We start from the raw sequence: 15,123 nt of genomic DNA on the forward strand, positions 1-15,123 counted from the left end.
TGGCAGTTCGAAAGGGGCGGCGCGTCTCGCATACGCCTTGTCCCGGCGGCTCGTCTTGGTCAGAGCGCCGGGCTGATAATTCGAATAATAATCGCGGCCAAATGGAACATGGGGGCCTTATAGGCCCGCAATTCCCCGTGAGCAAGCGCGCCTGTGCCATTGCAGCATCTCACGGCACGCGGGTGGATCGACGCGGACACCCGCGCGCGGGCTAAGCAGGTCCGAGCCCGCGCCCGCCCTTAACTCTCGCCCTTGTCAAAAAGCCCCGTCAACGAGCGTTTCACAAGGCTCGACACGGAGGGGCGCTTTTCGGCGGAGAAGGGCAGCGGGCGGCAGACCTCTATGGCCGCAACCCCCACCCGTGCGGTCAGCGCACCATTGACCACGCCCTCGCCGAAGCGGCGCGAGACCTTGGCCAGCATCCCGCCACCCGCCACGGAGCCGATCAGGTCATCCCCCACGGCCACCGCGCCCGTCGCCACAAGATGCGTCAGCACCGTTTTCGTCACCCGCCACGATCCCAGCGTGCCCGACCGCCCGCCGTAGATCTCGGCAATGCGGCGGATCATGCGCAGGTTGGAGGTGAGCGCAGCGAAGACATCGGCAAGCGCCAGTGGCACCAACGCCGTTACGGCCGCAACCTGACGTGACGCGGCCTCAACTTCGCGGCGTGCGGCGGCATCAAGGGGGGCGAGCAATTCGCGCTCGGCCAGATGCAACACGCCATCCGCATCAAATATCTCACCCCTCCGCTCGGTCAGGCGCTCGCGTCCCCACGCCAGATCGTCGCGCTGACGGTAGAGGGCAAGGAGTTTGTCGGTGACAGCGCGCGCGGCGTTGGCGTCCTTGTCTCGCAACGCATCCTCGGCCTGCGCGTGCAAAGTGTCGATCCGTTTGAGTCGGGCAAAGGCGGCAAGCTCCCTAAGCGCAATCGCTGACAGCACGGCGATAAACGCCCCCGTCAGCCCGAGCGCGATCCAGCCCAAAATTTCGTTACGCGCGATCAGCCCCGCGATGAAATCATAGGCCGCGAGCGAAATCACAAAGGTAAACAGCGCCGCAAAGAGCCGCCAGAACCACCGTGCCAAGGCCGATGGTTTACGCGCCGCCAGTGCGGCCGCGCGCTCCATAGCGGCGGGCGGTCGGGCCACGGGAGGGGCATCAGGCACAGGATCAGCCGTCGCGGGCGAGATTTCAGGCACAGCTTTGGTCGTGGCCTTGGCCCCCGCCTTGGCGGTTTTCTTCGGCGCGGCTTCAGCCTCGATATCGAAGGAGACCGGACCTTTTCGACGACTCTCGGTCATATCTTGTCTCCGATCAGGAAATTCGCTGCGCGGTCAAGGCGGATATGCGGCGGACCCTCGCCTGGTTTGAGCGTGAGCGGCGCGGGCAGGACACGCATCACGGCGAAATCCCCGTCGAGCCAATGCTCGGCCCCACTGCGCGCAGGGGAAAGAATATGCGCGGGGTCGTCGGGCAAATCGCCCGCATAGAACGCCGCTTGCTTGCGCCCGCCCTGCCCGTCATCCACGTAGCCACGCACCAGATCGAGCGTGTCACCATTGTGGTCGCGTGTCTCTTCGACCGTCGCCCGAAGTGCCGCAATGGACAGGGCATCGGTCTTTGCGCCCGCGAAATCGGCACGATCACGGGCATCGCGCACCAGCGCTTCCATGATCGCGGTGAGTTGCGGATGCTGGCTGTGATGGAGGTGGTCGGCCTTGGTCGCGGCAAAAAGCAATCGCTCGACCTTGTGCTGACCAAGCAGCGCCATGATCCGCCCGACACGGCCAGGACGGAAGGCGGTGAGAATATCGGCCATGGTGCGGCGCAAATCCTCAACCGCAGGTGGCCCCGCGTTGATCGCGCCAAGCGCATCAACCAGCACAACCTGTCGGTCGATGCGGGCGAAATGGTCGCGGAAGAAGGGACGGACCACCTCGCGCTTGTAGGCCTCGTAGCGCCGCGCGAACTCACGGCGCAGAGACCCGCGCGGGGCATCGCCCTCAGGCAGTGGCGCAAATGTCAGAACAGGGGAGCCTTCAAGTTCGCCGGGCAGCAGGAACCGACCGGGCGAACAGTCGGAATAGCCCGCCGCGCGTGCGGCCTTGAGATAGTCCGTGAAGGGCTCGGCCAATGCCTTGGCCGCGGGCTCGTCATGTTTGGTGCTCGGATCGGCAGCCTCAAGAGCCGTGCAGAATGCAGCCCCCTCGGGACGCTCGCGCGCGGCGGCCAGCGCATCGCGCGACCACGCCTCGTAACTCTTTTCCATCAGGCCCAGATCGAGCAGCCACTCACCGGGGTAATCGACAATATCGAGATGCACCGTGCGCGGCCCCGCCATCGAGCCGATCAAGCCTCGTGGCTTCACGCGGAAGGACAGGCGCAGCTCGGAGACCGCGCGGGTGCTTTCGGGCCAATGTGGCTCGGGGGCGGTCAGAGCGGCCAAATGCGCCTCGTAGTCGAAGCGCGGCACGGTGTCATCGGGTTGCGGCTGAAGATAGGCGGCGGTGATCGCGCCCTTCGGGCCGAATTGCGGCATCCGCCCGCGATCGAGCAGGTTGGCCACGAGCGAGGTGATGAACACCGTCTTGCCCGCACGGCTCAACCCCGTAACGCCAAGACGGATCACCGGCTCGAACAGCGCCTCGTTAACGCCGTCCTGCACGGTTTCAACTCCGCGAAAAATGCGGTCTGCGATATCGCCTATGATCAAAGGCTTGGCCCTTCCCACTTGTCTCATCCCAACATAGGCACGGGCGCGGGATGATGAAAGGGTTACGCCCCTGCCCGCAATGATCCTCTGACTGCCTGTGGCCCCTTGGCCCGCCCGCGCGAAACGGGTAAAGGGGCGCCATGCCTCGTTATGCCCTCCTCATCGACTACCACGGCGCGCCCTTTTCGGGCTGGCAACGCCAGAAGGACCACCCCTCCGTGCAGCAATGCGTGGAGGAGGCCCTGCGCAAGCTGGAACCTGACTGCCCGTCCATTGCGGCGGCAGGGCGCACGGATGCGGGGGTTCATGCCACGGGACAGGTCGCCCATTGCGACATGGTCAAGGAATGGGATCCCTTCCGCCTGTCGGAAGCGCTCAACCATCACCTCAAACCCAACCCGATTGCGATCCTGAAAGCGGTCCGCGTCGATGACGACTGGCACGCGCGGTTTTCAGCCCGCGAACGACGCTACACCTTCCGCCTGATCTCGCGGCGCGCGCCTCTGACTCACGAGGCGGGACTGGCGTGGCGGGTGAACCATGACCTCGACGTGGATGCCATGCAGGCGGCGGCGGACCGTCTGATCGGGCTGCACGACTTCACCACCTTCCGCTCGACCATGTGTCAGGCCGACAGCCCCGTCAAAACACTGGACGAGGCGCGGATCGAGGCATTCGACGTGCCCTATGGCCGCGAGTTCCGCTTTTACTTCCGCGCGCGCTCCTTCCTGCACAATCAGGTGCGCTCCTTTGTCGGCACGCTGGAGCGGGTCGGCGCGGGAACGTGGACAGCCGATGACGTGACCGCAGCACTGAAAGCACGCGACCGCGCGGCCTGTGGCCCCGTCTGCCCGCCGCACGGGCTTTACCTGACGGGTGTCGGTTATCCCGATGCGCCCTTCGGCGTTGCGCCAATCGGCTCTGCGTGATCGCGTCAGTCCTCAGAATTTTCCAACAATTTGATTAAATTCAGCCGCTTGTGACCGTCGGATCCCCCGCGCGCAAAACGTTGGCGACAGGCTCCGCGTTAACGAAATCGCCCGCATACTGTCCTATGGCTGCCCAATTCGCGCCGCATTTGGGGACCAACGATATCCCATACCAAGGACACAAAGCGCCACGCGCGTGTCAGCCAAGACCAAGACGGGAGAGACAGAATGGACTTTTCGACCCTCACTTTTGACCAAGTGGCGCTTGCCGTTCTCACCGTTCTGGCCATCCGCGAAGCGATGATTGCATTCCTGCCCGACAGCGTGGCGGGCCCTGGTGGCTGGCTTGTCGATACACGCGCGGGCGATCACGTCTGACCCAGCCCCCGCCGCCAAGCGGCAGGGCATACCCCGCAACCCCCGCCCATGCAGCACAAAACTTGTGCAGTCATAATACAAGCCCCGTGATCGCGGGGCTTTTCCTGTTTGTGGGACCGATCCGCATTGAACCCCCCCGTGATCCCGCATAGCGTCAGGCTCAATGCGTCCGTGCCAGAAACACAGTCACACCACGCCACGCACACCCGTGCGGACAGCGACAGGGCGCAGAAAAATCCACTCGGAGCGACGGGGACGACAGACCACATGACGCGGCTTTCTTCGCAATTCAGATCACGGCTCGACGGGCTGCTGGAACAAATCTATCCCGATGGGCCGATTGCCGACCTGCGCGAGCAGGTGATCGACGCCTTCTGGCCAGAGGGGTCCAAGACTCGGGCGCGGGCGCGCACGGGGGGAACGGGCCTTTGGAGCGAGAAGGACACCATTGTCATCACCTACGGCAACACGATGGTCGACGGACAGCACAAGCCCCTCGATCTGCTCAACGACTTTCTCAACCGCTACCTCAAGGGCGTGATCAACGGCGTGCACATTCTGCCGTTTTTCCCCTTCACCTCCGACGACGGTTTCGCCGTGACCGACTACCGCGCCGTCAATTCGACGCTTGGCGATTGGGAAGACATCGAACGGATTTCGGGCCAGTTCCGCCTGATGTCCGATCTCGTGCTCAACCACGTCTCCTCCATGTCGCACTGGTTTTCCGCCTATCTGCAAGGCCACGAACCCTACGACAAGTTCTTCGTCGAGGCCTCGCCGCGCGATGACCTGTCTTCCGTCGTCCGCCCGCGCACCACACCGCTTTTGCGCGAAGTGGCCACGGCCAACGGCACGAAACACGTCTGGTGCACCTTCAGCCACGATCAGATCGACGTGGACTTCCACAACCCCGAAGTGCTGCTCGAATTCCTGCGCATCATGCGGCTGCACATGGATCATGGTGTGCGCGTGATCCGTCTCGACGCGGTGGCCTTCATCTGGAAAGAGCTCGGCACCTCCTGCGTCCACCTGCCCCAAACCCACGCCATCGTGCGACTGATGCGGATGCTGTGCGACTACGCCGAAGAGCGCGTGGTGCTGCTGACCGAAACCAATGTGCCCAATGCGGAGAACCTGAGCTACTTCGGCAACCGCAACGAAGCGCATATGATCTACAACTTCTCGCTGCCACCGTTGCTGCTGCACGCCCTGCTCAGCGGCACATCCGTGCACCTCAACCAGTGGCTCATGCGGATGCCGCCCGCGCAACTGGGATGCGCCTATCTCAACTTCTCCGCCTCCCACGACGGGATCGGCGTGCGTGGCGCGGAGGGGCTTCTGTCAGGCGAGGAACTCGGCCAGATCATCAAGAGCGTGCGCGCCTCGGGCGGGCTTGTCTCCATGCGCTCGCTGCCTGACGGCTCCGAGAAACCCTACGAGTTGAACATCACCTATTTCGACGCGCTCAAAGCCACCATCGAAGGCGGCGAGGACGGGAAGCAGATCGAACGCTTCCTATGTTCGCAAACCATCGTCATGGCGCTCGAAGGCGTGCCTGCCTTCTACATCCACTCGCTTCTGGCCACGCCGAACGATCTGGCGGGCGTCGAGAAAACGGGCATCAATCGGGCAATCAACCGCCACCGCTGGGACTACCCGTCACTGCGAAATGCCCTGTCCGACGAGAACACGGTCCACGCGCGCGTGCTTGCGGCGATGAAAGACCGGATCGAGATCCGCACCGCACAGAAGGCTTTCCACCCGAATGCCACGCAGTTCACTATGCAACTCGGCGAGCAGATTTTCGGCATCTGGCGACAGTCGCAGGACCGCGACCAGTCGATCTTTGCCATCCATAACGTCAGCGACCAGAACGTCACCCTTCCGATGATCTCGGTGAACCTGATCGACGGCGAAGACTGGGTTGATCTGATTTCGGGCGAGACCATTGATCCGCGTTCGCATGATCTCGAATTCGCGCCCTATCAATGCCGCTGGATCACCAACCGCGGCTGATCAGCTCTGATCGAGGCCGCGATAGGGGTCATTGAGGCTTGGCACCTGTCGCGCCCAATGGGCGTAGTCGCCGCTGGTCGCGCGGGCATAGAGCGCTTCCAGCGCGCCGATGGGGTCGCTGTCATGGTAATCAATGCGCAACGTGATCGGTGCGGTATTGGGCCGCAGCACCAAAAGAGCGGCCGATTGCAACCCGCGCGTGTCGCTTCCTGCCGCCGCCCCTGCACGTAAAGCCGCGATCAGACGTGATTCGATTGTGCCCTCGGCGACCGCGAATCCATCACGAACTGCCGAAAGAACGTTCAATGATGCCAAAATATTGCCCGCAACCACGCCGTTCTCGAAGGCAATACCCCCTGCCGCACCCGTGTTACCCGACCCTGTGAAATGGGCCGTTCCACCGTGAAGGTCCAGCGCGGCCAACTGGCGATCCTCGCGGCCTGTGTCGGGGTCGATTACCCCCGCCAGAGCCTCCTGCGCACTCGCACCATTTTTCATAGCGGTTAGAGTGTCTTCGCCCCAAAAAGTGGAGGGGGACGCGCCCTGAGATGCCGACATTCCCGCGCGCAAATCGCCGCGCAAAACCCAGCCGCCGACGCACAGACTTCCCGTCGTCGCCGCGCCACCAATTGCACCTGTCTTCGCGTCTCTTACCAGTATCGAAAAGGTCATGCGCCCTCCAAGGTCGTGCAAATCTTATTTATCATGAAAAATTGACGGATCAAAATTATCATGATTAATTTTTCTATAGATAAACCAACACGGGAGAGCTTTACCATGAACCTTTTGAACTGGACGCGCCGCGGGATGCTCGCGGCAGCGGGGGCCACGCTGATGACCAGCGCCGTTGCTGTCACCACATTGACCACGCCCGCCACAGCCCAAACACCCGAAGGCGTGTTGATCGTCGGACAGATCGCCGAACCCAAATCGCTCGATCCCGCCGCCGTCACCGCCGTCAATGATTTCCGCATCCTTGTGAACATCTACGAGGGTCTTGTGCGCTATGCGCCGGGCACGCTTGAGGTCGAGCCGGGTCTGGCGGATAGCTGGGAGATTTCCGAGGACGGCACCGAATACACCTTCCACCTGCGCGAAGGCGTGACCTTCCACGATGGCACCCCGTTTAATGCCGAAGCGGTCAAATTCAACTTCGACCGTATGCTCAACGAGGATCACCCCTACCACAACACTGGCCCCTTCCCGCTGGCCTTCTTCTTCTCCTCCGTGGCCTCGACAGATGTAGTGGACGACTACACCGTCAAATTCACGCTCAACGCCCCCTATGCGCCCTTCCTCTCCAACCTCGCCTATCCCACGGGGCTGATCGTCTCCCCTGCCGCCGTTGCTGAACACGGGGCCGATTTCGGGCGCAACCCTGCGGGAACTGGCCCCTTCACCTTTGCTGAATGGCGTTCCAACGAGGCCGTGGTGATCGAGAAGAACCCCGACTATTGGGGCGAGATGGCAGGCACCGAAGCGGTCGTCTTCCGTCCGATCACCGATGCCAACACCCGCGTGGCCGAAATGCTCGCGGGCGGGATCGACATGATGGTCGAAGTGCCGCCCACCGCCCTGTCGCAGTTTCAGGGCGATGATTTCAAAATCGTCGAACAGGCAGGCCCGCACCTGTGGTTCCTGATCCTCAACGCCAAGGAAGGCCCCTTCGCTGACAAGCGCGTGCGTCAGGCCGCCAACTACGCGATCAACAAGGAAGCTATCGTCAACGACGTGCTCGAAGGCACGGCGGAAGTGGCCGCAGGTCCGACCCCACCCGCCTTTGCGTGGGCTTACAATGACGAATTGGACCCCTACCCCTATGACCCCGAAAAAGCCAAGGCGCTCTTGGCCGAGGCAGGTCTTGAGGGAGCCGAACTGACCTTCTACGTGACCGAAGGCGGCTCGGGGATGCTTGATCCCGTTCCGATGGGCACAGCCATTCAGGCCGATCTCAACGCGGTCGGGTTTGATGTGAAGATCGAGACCTACGAGTGGAACACCTTCCTTGGCGAGGTGAACCCTGGTCTTGAGGGTAAGGCAGACATGGCCGAAATGGCGTGGATGACCAACGACCCCGACACCCTGCCCTTCCTCGCGCTGCGCACCGACGCTTGGCCTGACGCGGGTGGCTTCAACTCGGGTTACTACTCCAACCCGAAAGTTGACGAGTTGCTTGAGGCCGCACAGGTCGCCACCGATCAAGACGAGCGTGCGCGTCTTTACAAGGAGATGCAGGCCATCGTGCAAGAGGACGCACCGTGGGTCTTTGTGGCGAACTGGAAGCAGAACGCCGTGACCAACGATCGCGTGGAGAATTTCTCCCTTGAGCCGTCCTTCCTGCTCCAGCTCGAAAGCGTGACCAAAGAGTGATCTGCGGGAGCCCCGTTGCGGGCTCTCCTTGGTCCCTTCCGGCTTCCCGTGCCCGACAGATGTCCGACAGATGTCCGACGGGAAGCCGACACCCTGTTTTGACGCCAGCCAGAGGGGAGAGCACCCGTGGGCAGCTACATTTTGAAACGTCTTATTTCAGCCGTTCCCGTGCTGTTCGGGATCACCGTGATCGTGTTCCTGATCATGTCGATGATCCCCGGAGATCCAGCCACAGCGATCCTTGGCAGCTACGCCACACCCGAAAATGTCGAGAAGCTGAACCGCGACCTCGGCCTCGATAAGCCATTGGTTCAACGGTATTTTATATGGCTCGGCAATATGCTGACGGGAGATTTCGGGCGCTCGTTCTCGCTCAACCGTCCCGTGCTCGACGAGATACTGGAGCGCTTCAACGCGACACTCATTCTTGCAGGCAGCTCGCTTGTGCTGTGCACCATTCTGGGCGTGCTCGCAGGCGTCATCTCCGCCGCACGTCAATACGGGTTGGTCGACAAAGCCATCACCTTCACCGTCCTGATCGGCATCTCCGTACCCAGCTTCTTTTTGGGCATGATGATGATCCTGCTCTTCGCCGTAAACCTGCGCTGGCTGCCCGTTTCGGGCATGTATGCAATCTACGGCGGCGGCGATTTGCCCGACTTGCTCAACCACCTCACCATGCCCTCGCTCGCCCTCGCCGCCGTGGCCACGGGTGTTATCGCGCGTATGGCGCGCTCGGCGATGTTGGAGGTCTTGCGGCAGGATTATATCCGCACGGCCCGCGCCAAAGGGGTGCGCGAACGCCGTGTATTGATGGGGCATGCGCTACGTGCCGCGATGGTGTCGATCATCCCCGTTCTGGGCATTCAGGCAGGCTTTGTCCTCTCGGGCGCAGTCTATATCGAGATGGTTTTCCAGTGGCCCGGTGTGGGTCGGATGCTTGTCGATGCTATCCTGACGCGCGATATCCTGCTGGTGCAGGGGGGCGTTGTCTTCGTCGCGGGCTGCTACGTCATGTTCAACATCGCGGTCGACGTGGCGCAAAGCCTCCTCGACCCGCGGATCAAGACGTGAGGCGCCTCCCATGAAACAGTTCCTCAAACTTCTCTTCCGCAACCGTTTGGCCGCCATGGGTGCCGTGGTGCTTTCCGCGATCCTCGCGCTTGTGATCCTCACGCCGCTCCTGCCACTGCCCGACCCTAACGCCACAGCAACCGCCGACCGCTTCATGCGTCCGTTCTCGGAGGGCCACCTGCTTGGCACCGACCACCTCGGGCGCGATCTGCTGTCACGCCTCCTGCACGGCACACGCCTGTCGCTCGCTGTCGGCTGTGTCGCCGCGCTCATCGCGGCCTTCTTCGGCTCCTCAATCGGCATCATCGCGGGCTATTTCGGAGGACGGGTCGACAATATCATCATGCGCGGCGTCGATATGCTCATGGCCTTTCCCTACATCCTGCTCGCACTCGCAATCGTTGCAGCCCTCGGTCCGGGTCTGGTGAATGCGCTCATTGCCGTGGCTGCGGTCAACATCCCCTTCTTCGCGCGCAACATACGCGGCATCACCGTGAGCCTCGCGGGGCGCGAGTTTATCGACGCAGCGAAGCTCTCGGGCATGGGTCACACGCGGATCATCCTCTCCGAGCTTTTGCCAAATGTCCTGCCCGTCATCGTCATCGCCATGTCCACAACAATCGGCTGGATGATCCTCGAAACGGCGGGCCTGTCCTTCCTCGGACTTGGGAGCCAACCGCCCCAAGCCGACCTCGGCTCCATGCTCGGCGAGGCGCGTGCCGCCCTTATCACCGCGCCGCATACCTCAATCGTGCCAGGCATCATGATTTTCCTCATCGTCATGTCGATCAACCTGCTTGGTGACGGCATCCGCGATGCACTCGACCCGCGCCTCAAGTCGGGCGCCCTGAGCCGCCCACGCGCGCAAACACTGGTGGACCGCAAGGGCGAGGTGCCGCAGGACGCGCAAAACGGGCTGCTCGACATCCAGTCGTTGGAGACGCAATTCCACGTGGGCTCACGTGTCTACCGTGCAGTCAACGAGGTGTCGCTCGCAGTCAAACCAGGCGAATGCCTTGGTATTATCGGGGAAAGCGGATCGGGGAAATCGGTCACAGCGCTCTCGGTCATGGGGCTGGTCGCCTCACCTCCAGGGGTCATCACGGGAGGCGCGGTGCGCTATGATGGCGAAGACCTGTTGAGCGCGGATTACGAGAGCCTGCGTTCCAAGCGCGGCAACAATGTCGCCTATATTTTCCAAGACCCCCTGGCCACGCTCCACCCGCTCTACAAAATCGGCGATCAACTGGTTGAGGCGATCCAGTGCCACAACCGCATTCCCGTCAAGGCCGCGCGAGATAAGGCGCTCGATCTGCTGGCCGCCGTGCGCATTCCCAATGCCGAAAGCCGCCTCGACACCTACCCGCACGAGATGTCGGGCGGGATGCGTCAAAGGGTCGGGATCGCTATGGCGCTTGCCAATGATCCCGATGTGATCATCGCTGACGAGCCGACCACTGCTCTGGACGTCACGGTACAGGCGCAAATCCTCTCCCTGCTCGACGACCTGCGACGCGAACGCGGACTGGCGATCATCTTCATCACCCATGACTTCGGAGTGGTGGCGCAGCTTTGTGACCGTGTGGCGGTGATGTATGCGGGGCGGATTGTCGAGGAAGGCCCGACCATGGCGGTGCTCGACGCCCCCGCCCATCCCTATACCAAGCGCCTGATCGCCTGCGTGCCCGAACTGGGCGGCGGGCGGCGCGAACTGGCCGCGATCCTCGGCCTTCCGCCCGTGGTCGACAACCTGCCCGATGGCTGCGCCTTCGCCCCGCGTTGCGACAAGGCTCAGGCCGCGTGCCGTAGCGGGGTGATACCGCTTGAGGGGGCCACAGCCGCCCGTGCGGTCCGTTGCCTCTTTCCCGAGGAGACCGTCTGATGTCCGACGAAACCATCATGTCCATCGAGAATCCGACCGAGACCGCACGCGATCCGGCGCTGAAGGCAACGGACCTGTCGAAAACCTTTCCCCTTGCCAAGCCGCTCTTTGGCCCCGCGGGCGCGGGTGTGCGTGCGGTGCGCCCCGTGTCCTTCGAGGTTGCACGCGGCGAGACACTCGGCATTGTCGGCGAAAGCGGCTGCGGCAAATCCACATTTGCGCGGATGCTGGTGGGGCTGCTAGAGCCTTCGTCGGGTCAGATCGAGATCGACGGGAAGGCGCTCGACAACGCCGATCCCGCCGCCTTTGGTCGCCTCATCCAATATGTGTTCCAGGACCCGATTTCCTCGCTCAACCCGCGCAAGACCGTGCAGCAAATCATGGAAGCCCCGCTCAAACGTCTTTACGGCATGGGCGCGGATGAACGGCGGGCACGCATTGCGGAGATTTTCGACAGCGTGAACCTACGTGAGGAGTTTCTTGACCGATACCCGCACGAGTTCTCAGGCGGACAGGCTCAACGGATCGGCATTGCCCGCGCACTCGCCGCGGCACCAGAGATCATCGTTCTGGATGAACCTGTCTCGGCACTTGATGTCTCGGTTCAGGCGCAGGTGCTGAACCTGCTCGCGGATCTGAAAGCGGAATTCGGCCTGACCTACCTGTTCATCTCCCACGATCTCGCCGTGGTCGAAGCCGTCTCGGATCGTGTTTTGGTCCTCTACTTCGGGGCGGTTGTAGAGATTGGTCGCGCCGAGGAAATCTTCGCTGCGCCAAAGCACCCCTACACCAAACTGCTTGCCGAAAGCGCCCCCGTCGTTGGTCGCCCCTTGGCGGCGCCCGAACAGAAGGATACAGAATTGCCTGATCCGCTCAATCCGCCGACAGGCTGCGCCTTCGCGGGGCGCTGTGTCCGTGCAACGGATCTTTGTCGCACCGAAGACCCTGCTCTACGTCCTATGGGAGACCACCAATTTGCCGCCTGCCATCACCCCCTCGAAGACTGACGCCAAACGCTCGCGCCCTGCACAGGTCGCCGAAGCGATCAAGTCGTGGGTGGTCGAGCAAGGGCTGACGCCTGGAGACAGGTTGCCGTCCGAGCCTGATCTCATCGCGCATTTCGGCATGGCCAAGGGCACGATCCGCGAGGCTATGCGTATTCTGGAGGCGCAGGGGTTGGTCAAGTCGCGCACTGGTCCAGGCGGCGGGACATTTGTTCACGAGGTCTCGCGCGAGCGGGCCAAGGCGTTGCTGTCGAACTATTTCTATTTCAAGGACATGACCATCGGCGATGTCTATCAGGTGCGCCGAGCATTGGAGCCCGAACTGGCCGCTTCGCTCGCAGGCACGCTTTCGCAGGAGCAGTTGGCTCGCCTTGAGGAGATCGTGGCGATCTATGCCGAACCGCCTCAAAGCGCCGAGCAGGAGCGCGACCAGCACATCGCCTCGCTGGCCTTCCACGGCGCGCTTGCCGAGTTTTCACGCAACCCGCTTCTGTCCTTCGTAATCGGGTTCATCGAGAAACTTCTGAGCGACATCACGGTTTATCGCCAACTCTACACGCCGCATAACCTCGCCCTTTGGGAGAGCGGGCTGGATTATCACCGCCGCCTGATCGCCGCGCTTCGCGAAGGTGACAGTGGCGCGGCGCGGGCGATCATGAAGGCGCATATGGAAACCGCTTGGACCCATATGGGTGATCAAGAAGCCAAGGCCCTGCGTGGCTTCCTGCCCGAATAGGCACCTACCCCAAGCGCACCGCGTGCCATTCGAGGTGATCGGCCATGAAGGTCGAAATGAAGTAATAGGAATGGTCATAGCCCTCCTGCATCCGCAAAGTGAACGGTTGCCCCGCCTGTGCGCAGGCCTCCTCGAAGAGATGCGGATGAAGTTGGTCATGGAGGAAGTTGTCATCGGTGCCTTGGTCGATCAGGATATCGGGCACGCGCGCGCCGTCCGTCACCAAAGCACAGGCATCATATTCCCGCCAAGCAGCACGGTCCTCTCCGAGATAGCCCGCCAACGCCTTCTGACCCCAAGGCACGTCGATGGGGGCGACAATGGGGGCGAAAGCGGAAACCGCCTTGAACCGCTCAGGATTTCGGAGCGCGATGGTCAATGCGCCATGCCCGCCCATAGAATGCCCCATGATTGACTGGCGTTGCATATCGGCGGGGAACTCGGCGGCGATCAGCGCAGGCAGCTCCTCCTCGATATAGTCGCGCATCCTGTAGTGCTTGTCGAAGGGCGCCTCTGTCGCATTCACGTAGAACCCCGCGCCGAGGCCGAAATCATAGGCCCCCTCCGCGTCATCGGGAACGCCCTCGCCGCGCGGGGAGGTGTCGGGCGCGACAAAGATCAAGCCAAGCTCCGAACAGGCACGGCGGAATTCGCCCTTCTCCGTCACATTGGCCTGCGTGCAGGTCAGGCCTGAAAGGTAAAATACAACAGGAAGCCGCGCGCCCTCCTCATGATCAGGGACGAACACGGAGAACTCCATCGGCGTGCCCGTGGCGGTCGAGGTGTGGCGATACACACCCTGTGTGCCGCCATGCGCGCGGGTGGTCGAGATGGTTTCCAACATCAAAACACCACAACGGATCGGATTGATTTGCCCTCGTGCATCAAATCAAAGCCTTTATTGATCTCGTCGAGGGTCAACAAATGGGTGATCATCGGGTCGATCTCGATCATGCCGTTCATATACCAGTCAACAATCTTGGGAACATCCGTGCGCCCCTTCGCACCGCCAAAGGCCGTGCCTTGCCAGACCCGCCCCGTAACCAGTTGGAAGGGCCGTGTGGAGATTTCCTTGCCCGCCTCGGCCACGCCGATCACGGTGGAGACACCCCAGCCACGGTGACAGGCTTCCAACGCCTGTCGCATCACCGTCGTGTTGCCCGTGCAGTCAAAGGTGTAATCGGCCCCGCCATCCGTCAGCGCCACGAGATGCTCGACGATATCGCCGTCGATCTCGGTCGGATTGACGAAGTGGGTCATTCCGAATTTCTCGCCCCAGCTTTTCTTGTCGTTGTTGATGTCGACGCCAACAATCTGCGCCGCACCGACCATACGCGCGCCTTGGATCACGTTGAGGCCGATCCCGCCAAGCCCGAAGACAATCACCGTAGAGCCTGGCTCGACCTTGGCCGTGTTGGTCACTGCCCCCACGCCCGTGGTCACGCCGCAACCGACATAGCACGCCTTGTCAAAGGGCGCGTCCTTGCGGATCTTGGCCAGCGCAATCTCGGGCAAAACGACGAAGTTGGAGAAGGTCGAGCAGCCCATGTAGTGATAGATGGTCTCGCCCTTGTAGGAAAAGCGCGAGGTGCCATCGGGCATGACACCCTTGCCTTGGGTCGCGCGGATCGAGGTGCACAGGTTGGTCTTCCCCGACAGGCAGGATTTACACTCGCGGCATTCGGGGGTGTAGAGCGGGATCACATGATCATCTGCCGCAAGCGACGTCACACCAGCACCGACCTCACGCACGATACCCGCGCCCTCGTGACCAAGCACGCACGGGAAGAGCCCTTCGCTATCGAGCCCGTCGAGCGTATAGGCGTCGGTGTGGCAAATACCCGTGGCCATAATTTCGACGAGAACCTCGCCCTCTTTCGGCCCCTCAAGGTCAAGTTCGACGATCTCCAAAGGCTTCTTCGCCTCGAACGCAACTGCGGCTCTTGTTTTCACAGTAAATCCTCCCGTGAATGTGCGGCCATGGTCATGATTTCTGGCGCGTGACAGGCCTACAGGTT

The 15,123-nt window shown here is 62.1% G+C and carries 13 protein-coding genes; 8 read left to right on the top strand and 5 right to left on the bottom strand.

Annotated elements, in window-relative coordinates; genetic code table 11:
• Nucleotides 1-239: 239 nt before the first annotated feature.
• Together ACN0SC_RS03425 and ACN0SC_RS03430 are read right to left on the bottom strand one after the other, a co-directional pair.
• Complete coding sequence (locus ACN0SC_RS03425; RefSeq protein ID WP_417248250.1) at nt 240-1,304, bottom strand: YcjF family protein; 1,065 nt, start codon at nt 1,302-1,304, stop codon at nt 240-242.
• Nucleotides 1,301-2,716: a YcjX family protein gene (locus ACN0SC_RS03430; protein WP_417248251.1), complete on the bottom strand. Its 1,416-nt coding sequence runs from the start codon at nt 2,714-2,716 to the stop codon at nt 1,301-1,303. Before ACN0SC_RS03430 ends, ACN0SC_RS03425 begins: the two co-directional genes overlap by 4 nt.
• Nucleotides 2,717-2,856: 140 nt before the next feature.
• Here ACN0SC_RS03430 and truA point away from each other — a divergent pair, with 140 nt between their 5' ends.
• From truA to ACN0SC_RS03445, 3 genes are all read left to right on the top strand, one after another.
• Complete coding sequence (gene truA / locus ACN0SC_RS03435) at nt 2,857-3,645, top strand: tRNA pseudouridine(38-40) synthase TruA (protein WP_417248252.1); 789 nt, start codon at nt 2,857-2,859, stop codon at nt 3,643-3,645.
• 228 nt (nt 3,646-3,873) lie between these two features.
• Nucleotides 3,874-4,023 (top strand): hypothetical protein, encoded by a 150-nt coding sequence (locus tag ACN0SC_RS03440; RefSeq protein ID WP_417248253.1) that lies wholly within the window; start codon nt 3,874-3,876, stop codon nt 4,021-4,023.
• Nucleotides 4,024-4,290: 267 nt separating this feature from the next.
• Nucleotides 4,291-6,039, top strand: coding sequence for a sugar phosphorylase (locus tag ACN0SC_RS03445; protein ID WP_417248254.1), 1,749 nt, complete (start codon nt 4,291-4,293; stop codon nt 6,037-6,039).
• Here ACN0SC_RS03445 and ACN0SC_RS03450 read toward each other — a convergent pair whose 3' ends face one another.
• Nucleotides 6,040-6,711: a DUF1028 domain-containing protein gene (locus ACN0SC_RS03450; RefSeq protein ID WP_417248255.1), complete on the bottom strand. Its 672-nt coding sequence runs from the start codon at nt 6,709-6,711 to the stop codon at nt 6,040-6,042.
• Between the two features lie 105 nt (nt 6,712-6,816).
• Between ACN0SC_RS03450 and ACN0SC_RS03455 the strand changes: the two genes are divergently transcribed.
• The 5 genes from ACN0SC_RS03455 to ACN0SC_RS03475 all read left to right on the top strand — a co-directional run bounded on the left by ACN0SC_RS03455 (nt 6,817) and on the right by ACN0SC_RS03475 (nt 13,105).
• Nucleotides 6,817-8,409, top strand: a complete 1,593-nt coding sequence (locus tag ACN0SC_RS03455) for an ABC transporter substrate-binding protein (protein WP_417248256.1) — start codon at nt 6,817-6,819, stop codon at nt 8,407-8,409.
• Nucleotides 8,410-8,535: 126 nt separating this feature from the next.
• Nucleotides 8,536-9,483, top strand: coding sequence for an ABC transporter permease (locus ACN0SC_RS03460; protein WP_417248257.1), 948 nt, complete (start codon nt 8,536-8,538; stop codon nt 9,481-9,483).
• 10 nt (nt 9,484-9,493) lie between these two features.
• Entirely contained in the window at nt 9,494-11,365 is a 1,872-nt protein-coding gene (locus tag ACN0SC_RS03465; RefSeq protein WP_417248258.1) for a dipeptide/oligopeptide/nickel ABC transporter permease/ATP-binding protein, read from the top strand.
• Nucleotides 11,365-12,372, top strand: coding sequence for an ABC transporter ATP-binding protein (locus ACN0SC_RS03470; RefSeq protein ID WP_417248259.1), 1,008 nt, complete (start codon nt 11,365-11,367; stop codon nt 12,370-12,372). Before ACN0SC_RS03465 ends, ACN0SC_RS03470 begins: the two co-directional genes overlap by 1 nt.
• Nucleotides 12,341-13,105, top strand: a complete 765-nt coding sequence (locus ACN0SC_RS03475) for a FadR/GntR family transcriptional regulator (protein ID WP_417248260.1) — start codon at nt 12,341-12,343, stop codon at nt 13,103-13,105. The genes ACN0SC_RS03470 and ACN0SC_RS03475 overlap by 32 nt, the downstream gene beginning before the upstream one ends.
• A 4-nt stretch (nt 13,106-13,109) precedes the next feature.
• Here the strand turns inward: ACN0SC_RS03475 and fghA are convergent, their stop codons facing one another.
• Together fghA and ACN0SC_RS03485 are read right to left on the bottom strand one after the other, a co-directional pair.
• Nucleotides 13,110-13,949 (bottom strand): S-formylglutathione hydrolase, encoded by an 840-nt coding sequence (fghA, locus tag ACN0SC_RS03480; protein WP_417248261.1) that lies wholly within the window; start codon nt 13,947-13,949, stop codon nt 13,110-13,112.
• Nucleotides 13,949-15,058, bottom strand: coding sequence for an S-(hydroxymethyl)glutathione dehydrogenase/class III alcohol dehydrogenase (locus ACN0SC_RS03485; RefSeq protein WP_417248262.1), 1,110 nt, complete (start codon nt 15,056-15,058; stop codon nt 13,949-13,951). Before ACN0SC_RS03485 ends, fghA begins: the two co-directional genes overlap by 1 nt.
• Between the last annotated feature and the right edge of the window lie 65 nt (nt 15,059-15,123).

The sequence above is a fragment of the Celeribacter sp. genome, from assembly GCF_048261515.1.
In the GTDB taxonomy this organism is placed as follows: domain Bacteria; phylum Pseudomonadota; class Alphaproteobacteria; order Rhodobacterales; family Rhodobacteraceae; genus Celeribacter.

Coding starts and splice junctions, on each gene's coding strand:
- ACN0SC_RS03425 (WP_417248250.1), bottom strand. CDS start 1,304: ATGACCGAGAGTCGTCGAAAAGGTCCGGTCTCCTTCGATATCGAGGCT.
- truA (WP_417248252.1), top strand. CDS start 2,857: ATGCCTCGTTATGCCCTCCTCATCGACTACCACGGCGCGCCCTTTTCG.
- ACN0SC_RS03440 (WP_417248253.1), top strand. CDS start 3,874: ATGGACTTTTCGACCCTCACTTTTGACCAAGTGGCGCTTGCCGTTCTC.
- ACN0SC_RS03445 (WP_417248254.1), top strand. CDS start 4,291: ATGACGCGGCTTTCTTCGCAATTCAGATCACGGCTCGACGGGCTGCTG.
- ACN0SC_RS03450 (WP_417248255.1), bottom strand. CDS start 6,711: ATGACCTTTTCGATACTGGTAAGAGACGCGAAGACAGGTGCAATTGGT.
- ACN0SC_RS03455 (WP_417248256.1), top strand. CDS start 6,817: ATGAACCTTTTGAACTGGACGCGCCGCGGGATGCTCGCGGCAGCGGGG.
- ACN0SC_RS03465 (WP_417248258.1), top strand. CDS start 9,494: ATGAAACAGTTCCTCAAACTTCTCTTCCGCAACCGTTTGGCCGCCATG.
- ACN0SC_RS03470 (WP_417248259.1), top strand. CDS start 11,365: ATGTCCGACGAAACCATCATGTCCATCGAGAATCCGACCGAGACCGCA.
- fghA (WP_417248261.1), bottom strand. CDS start 13,949: ATGTTGGAAACCATCTCGACCACCCGCGCGCATGGCGGCACACAGGGT.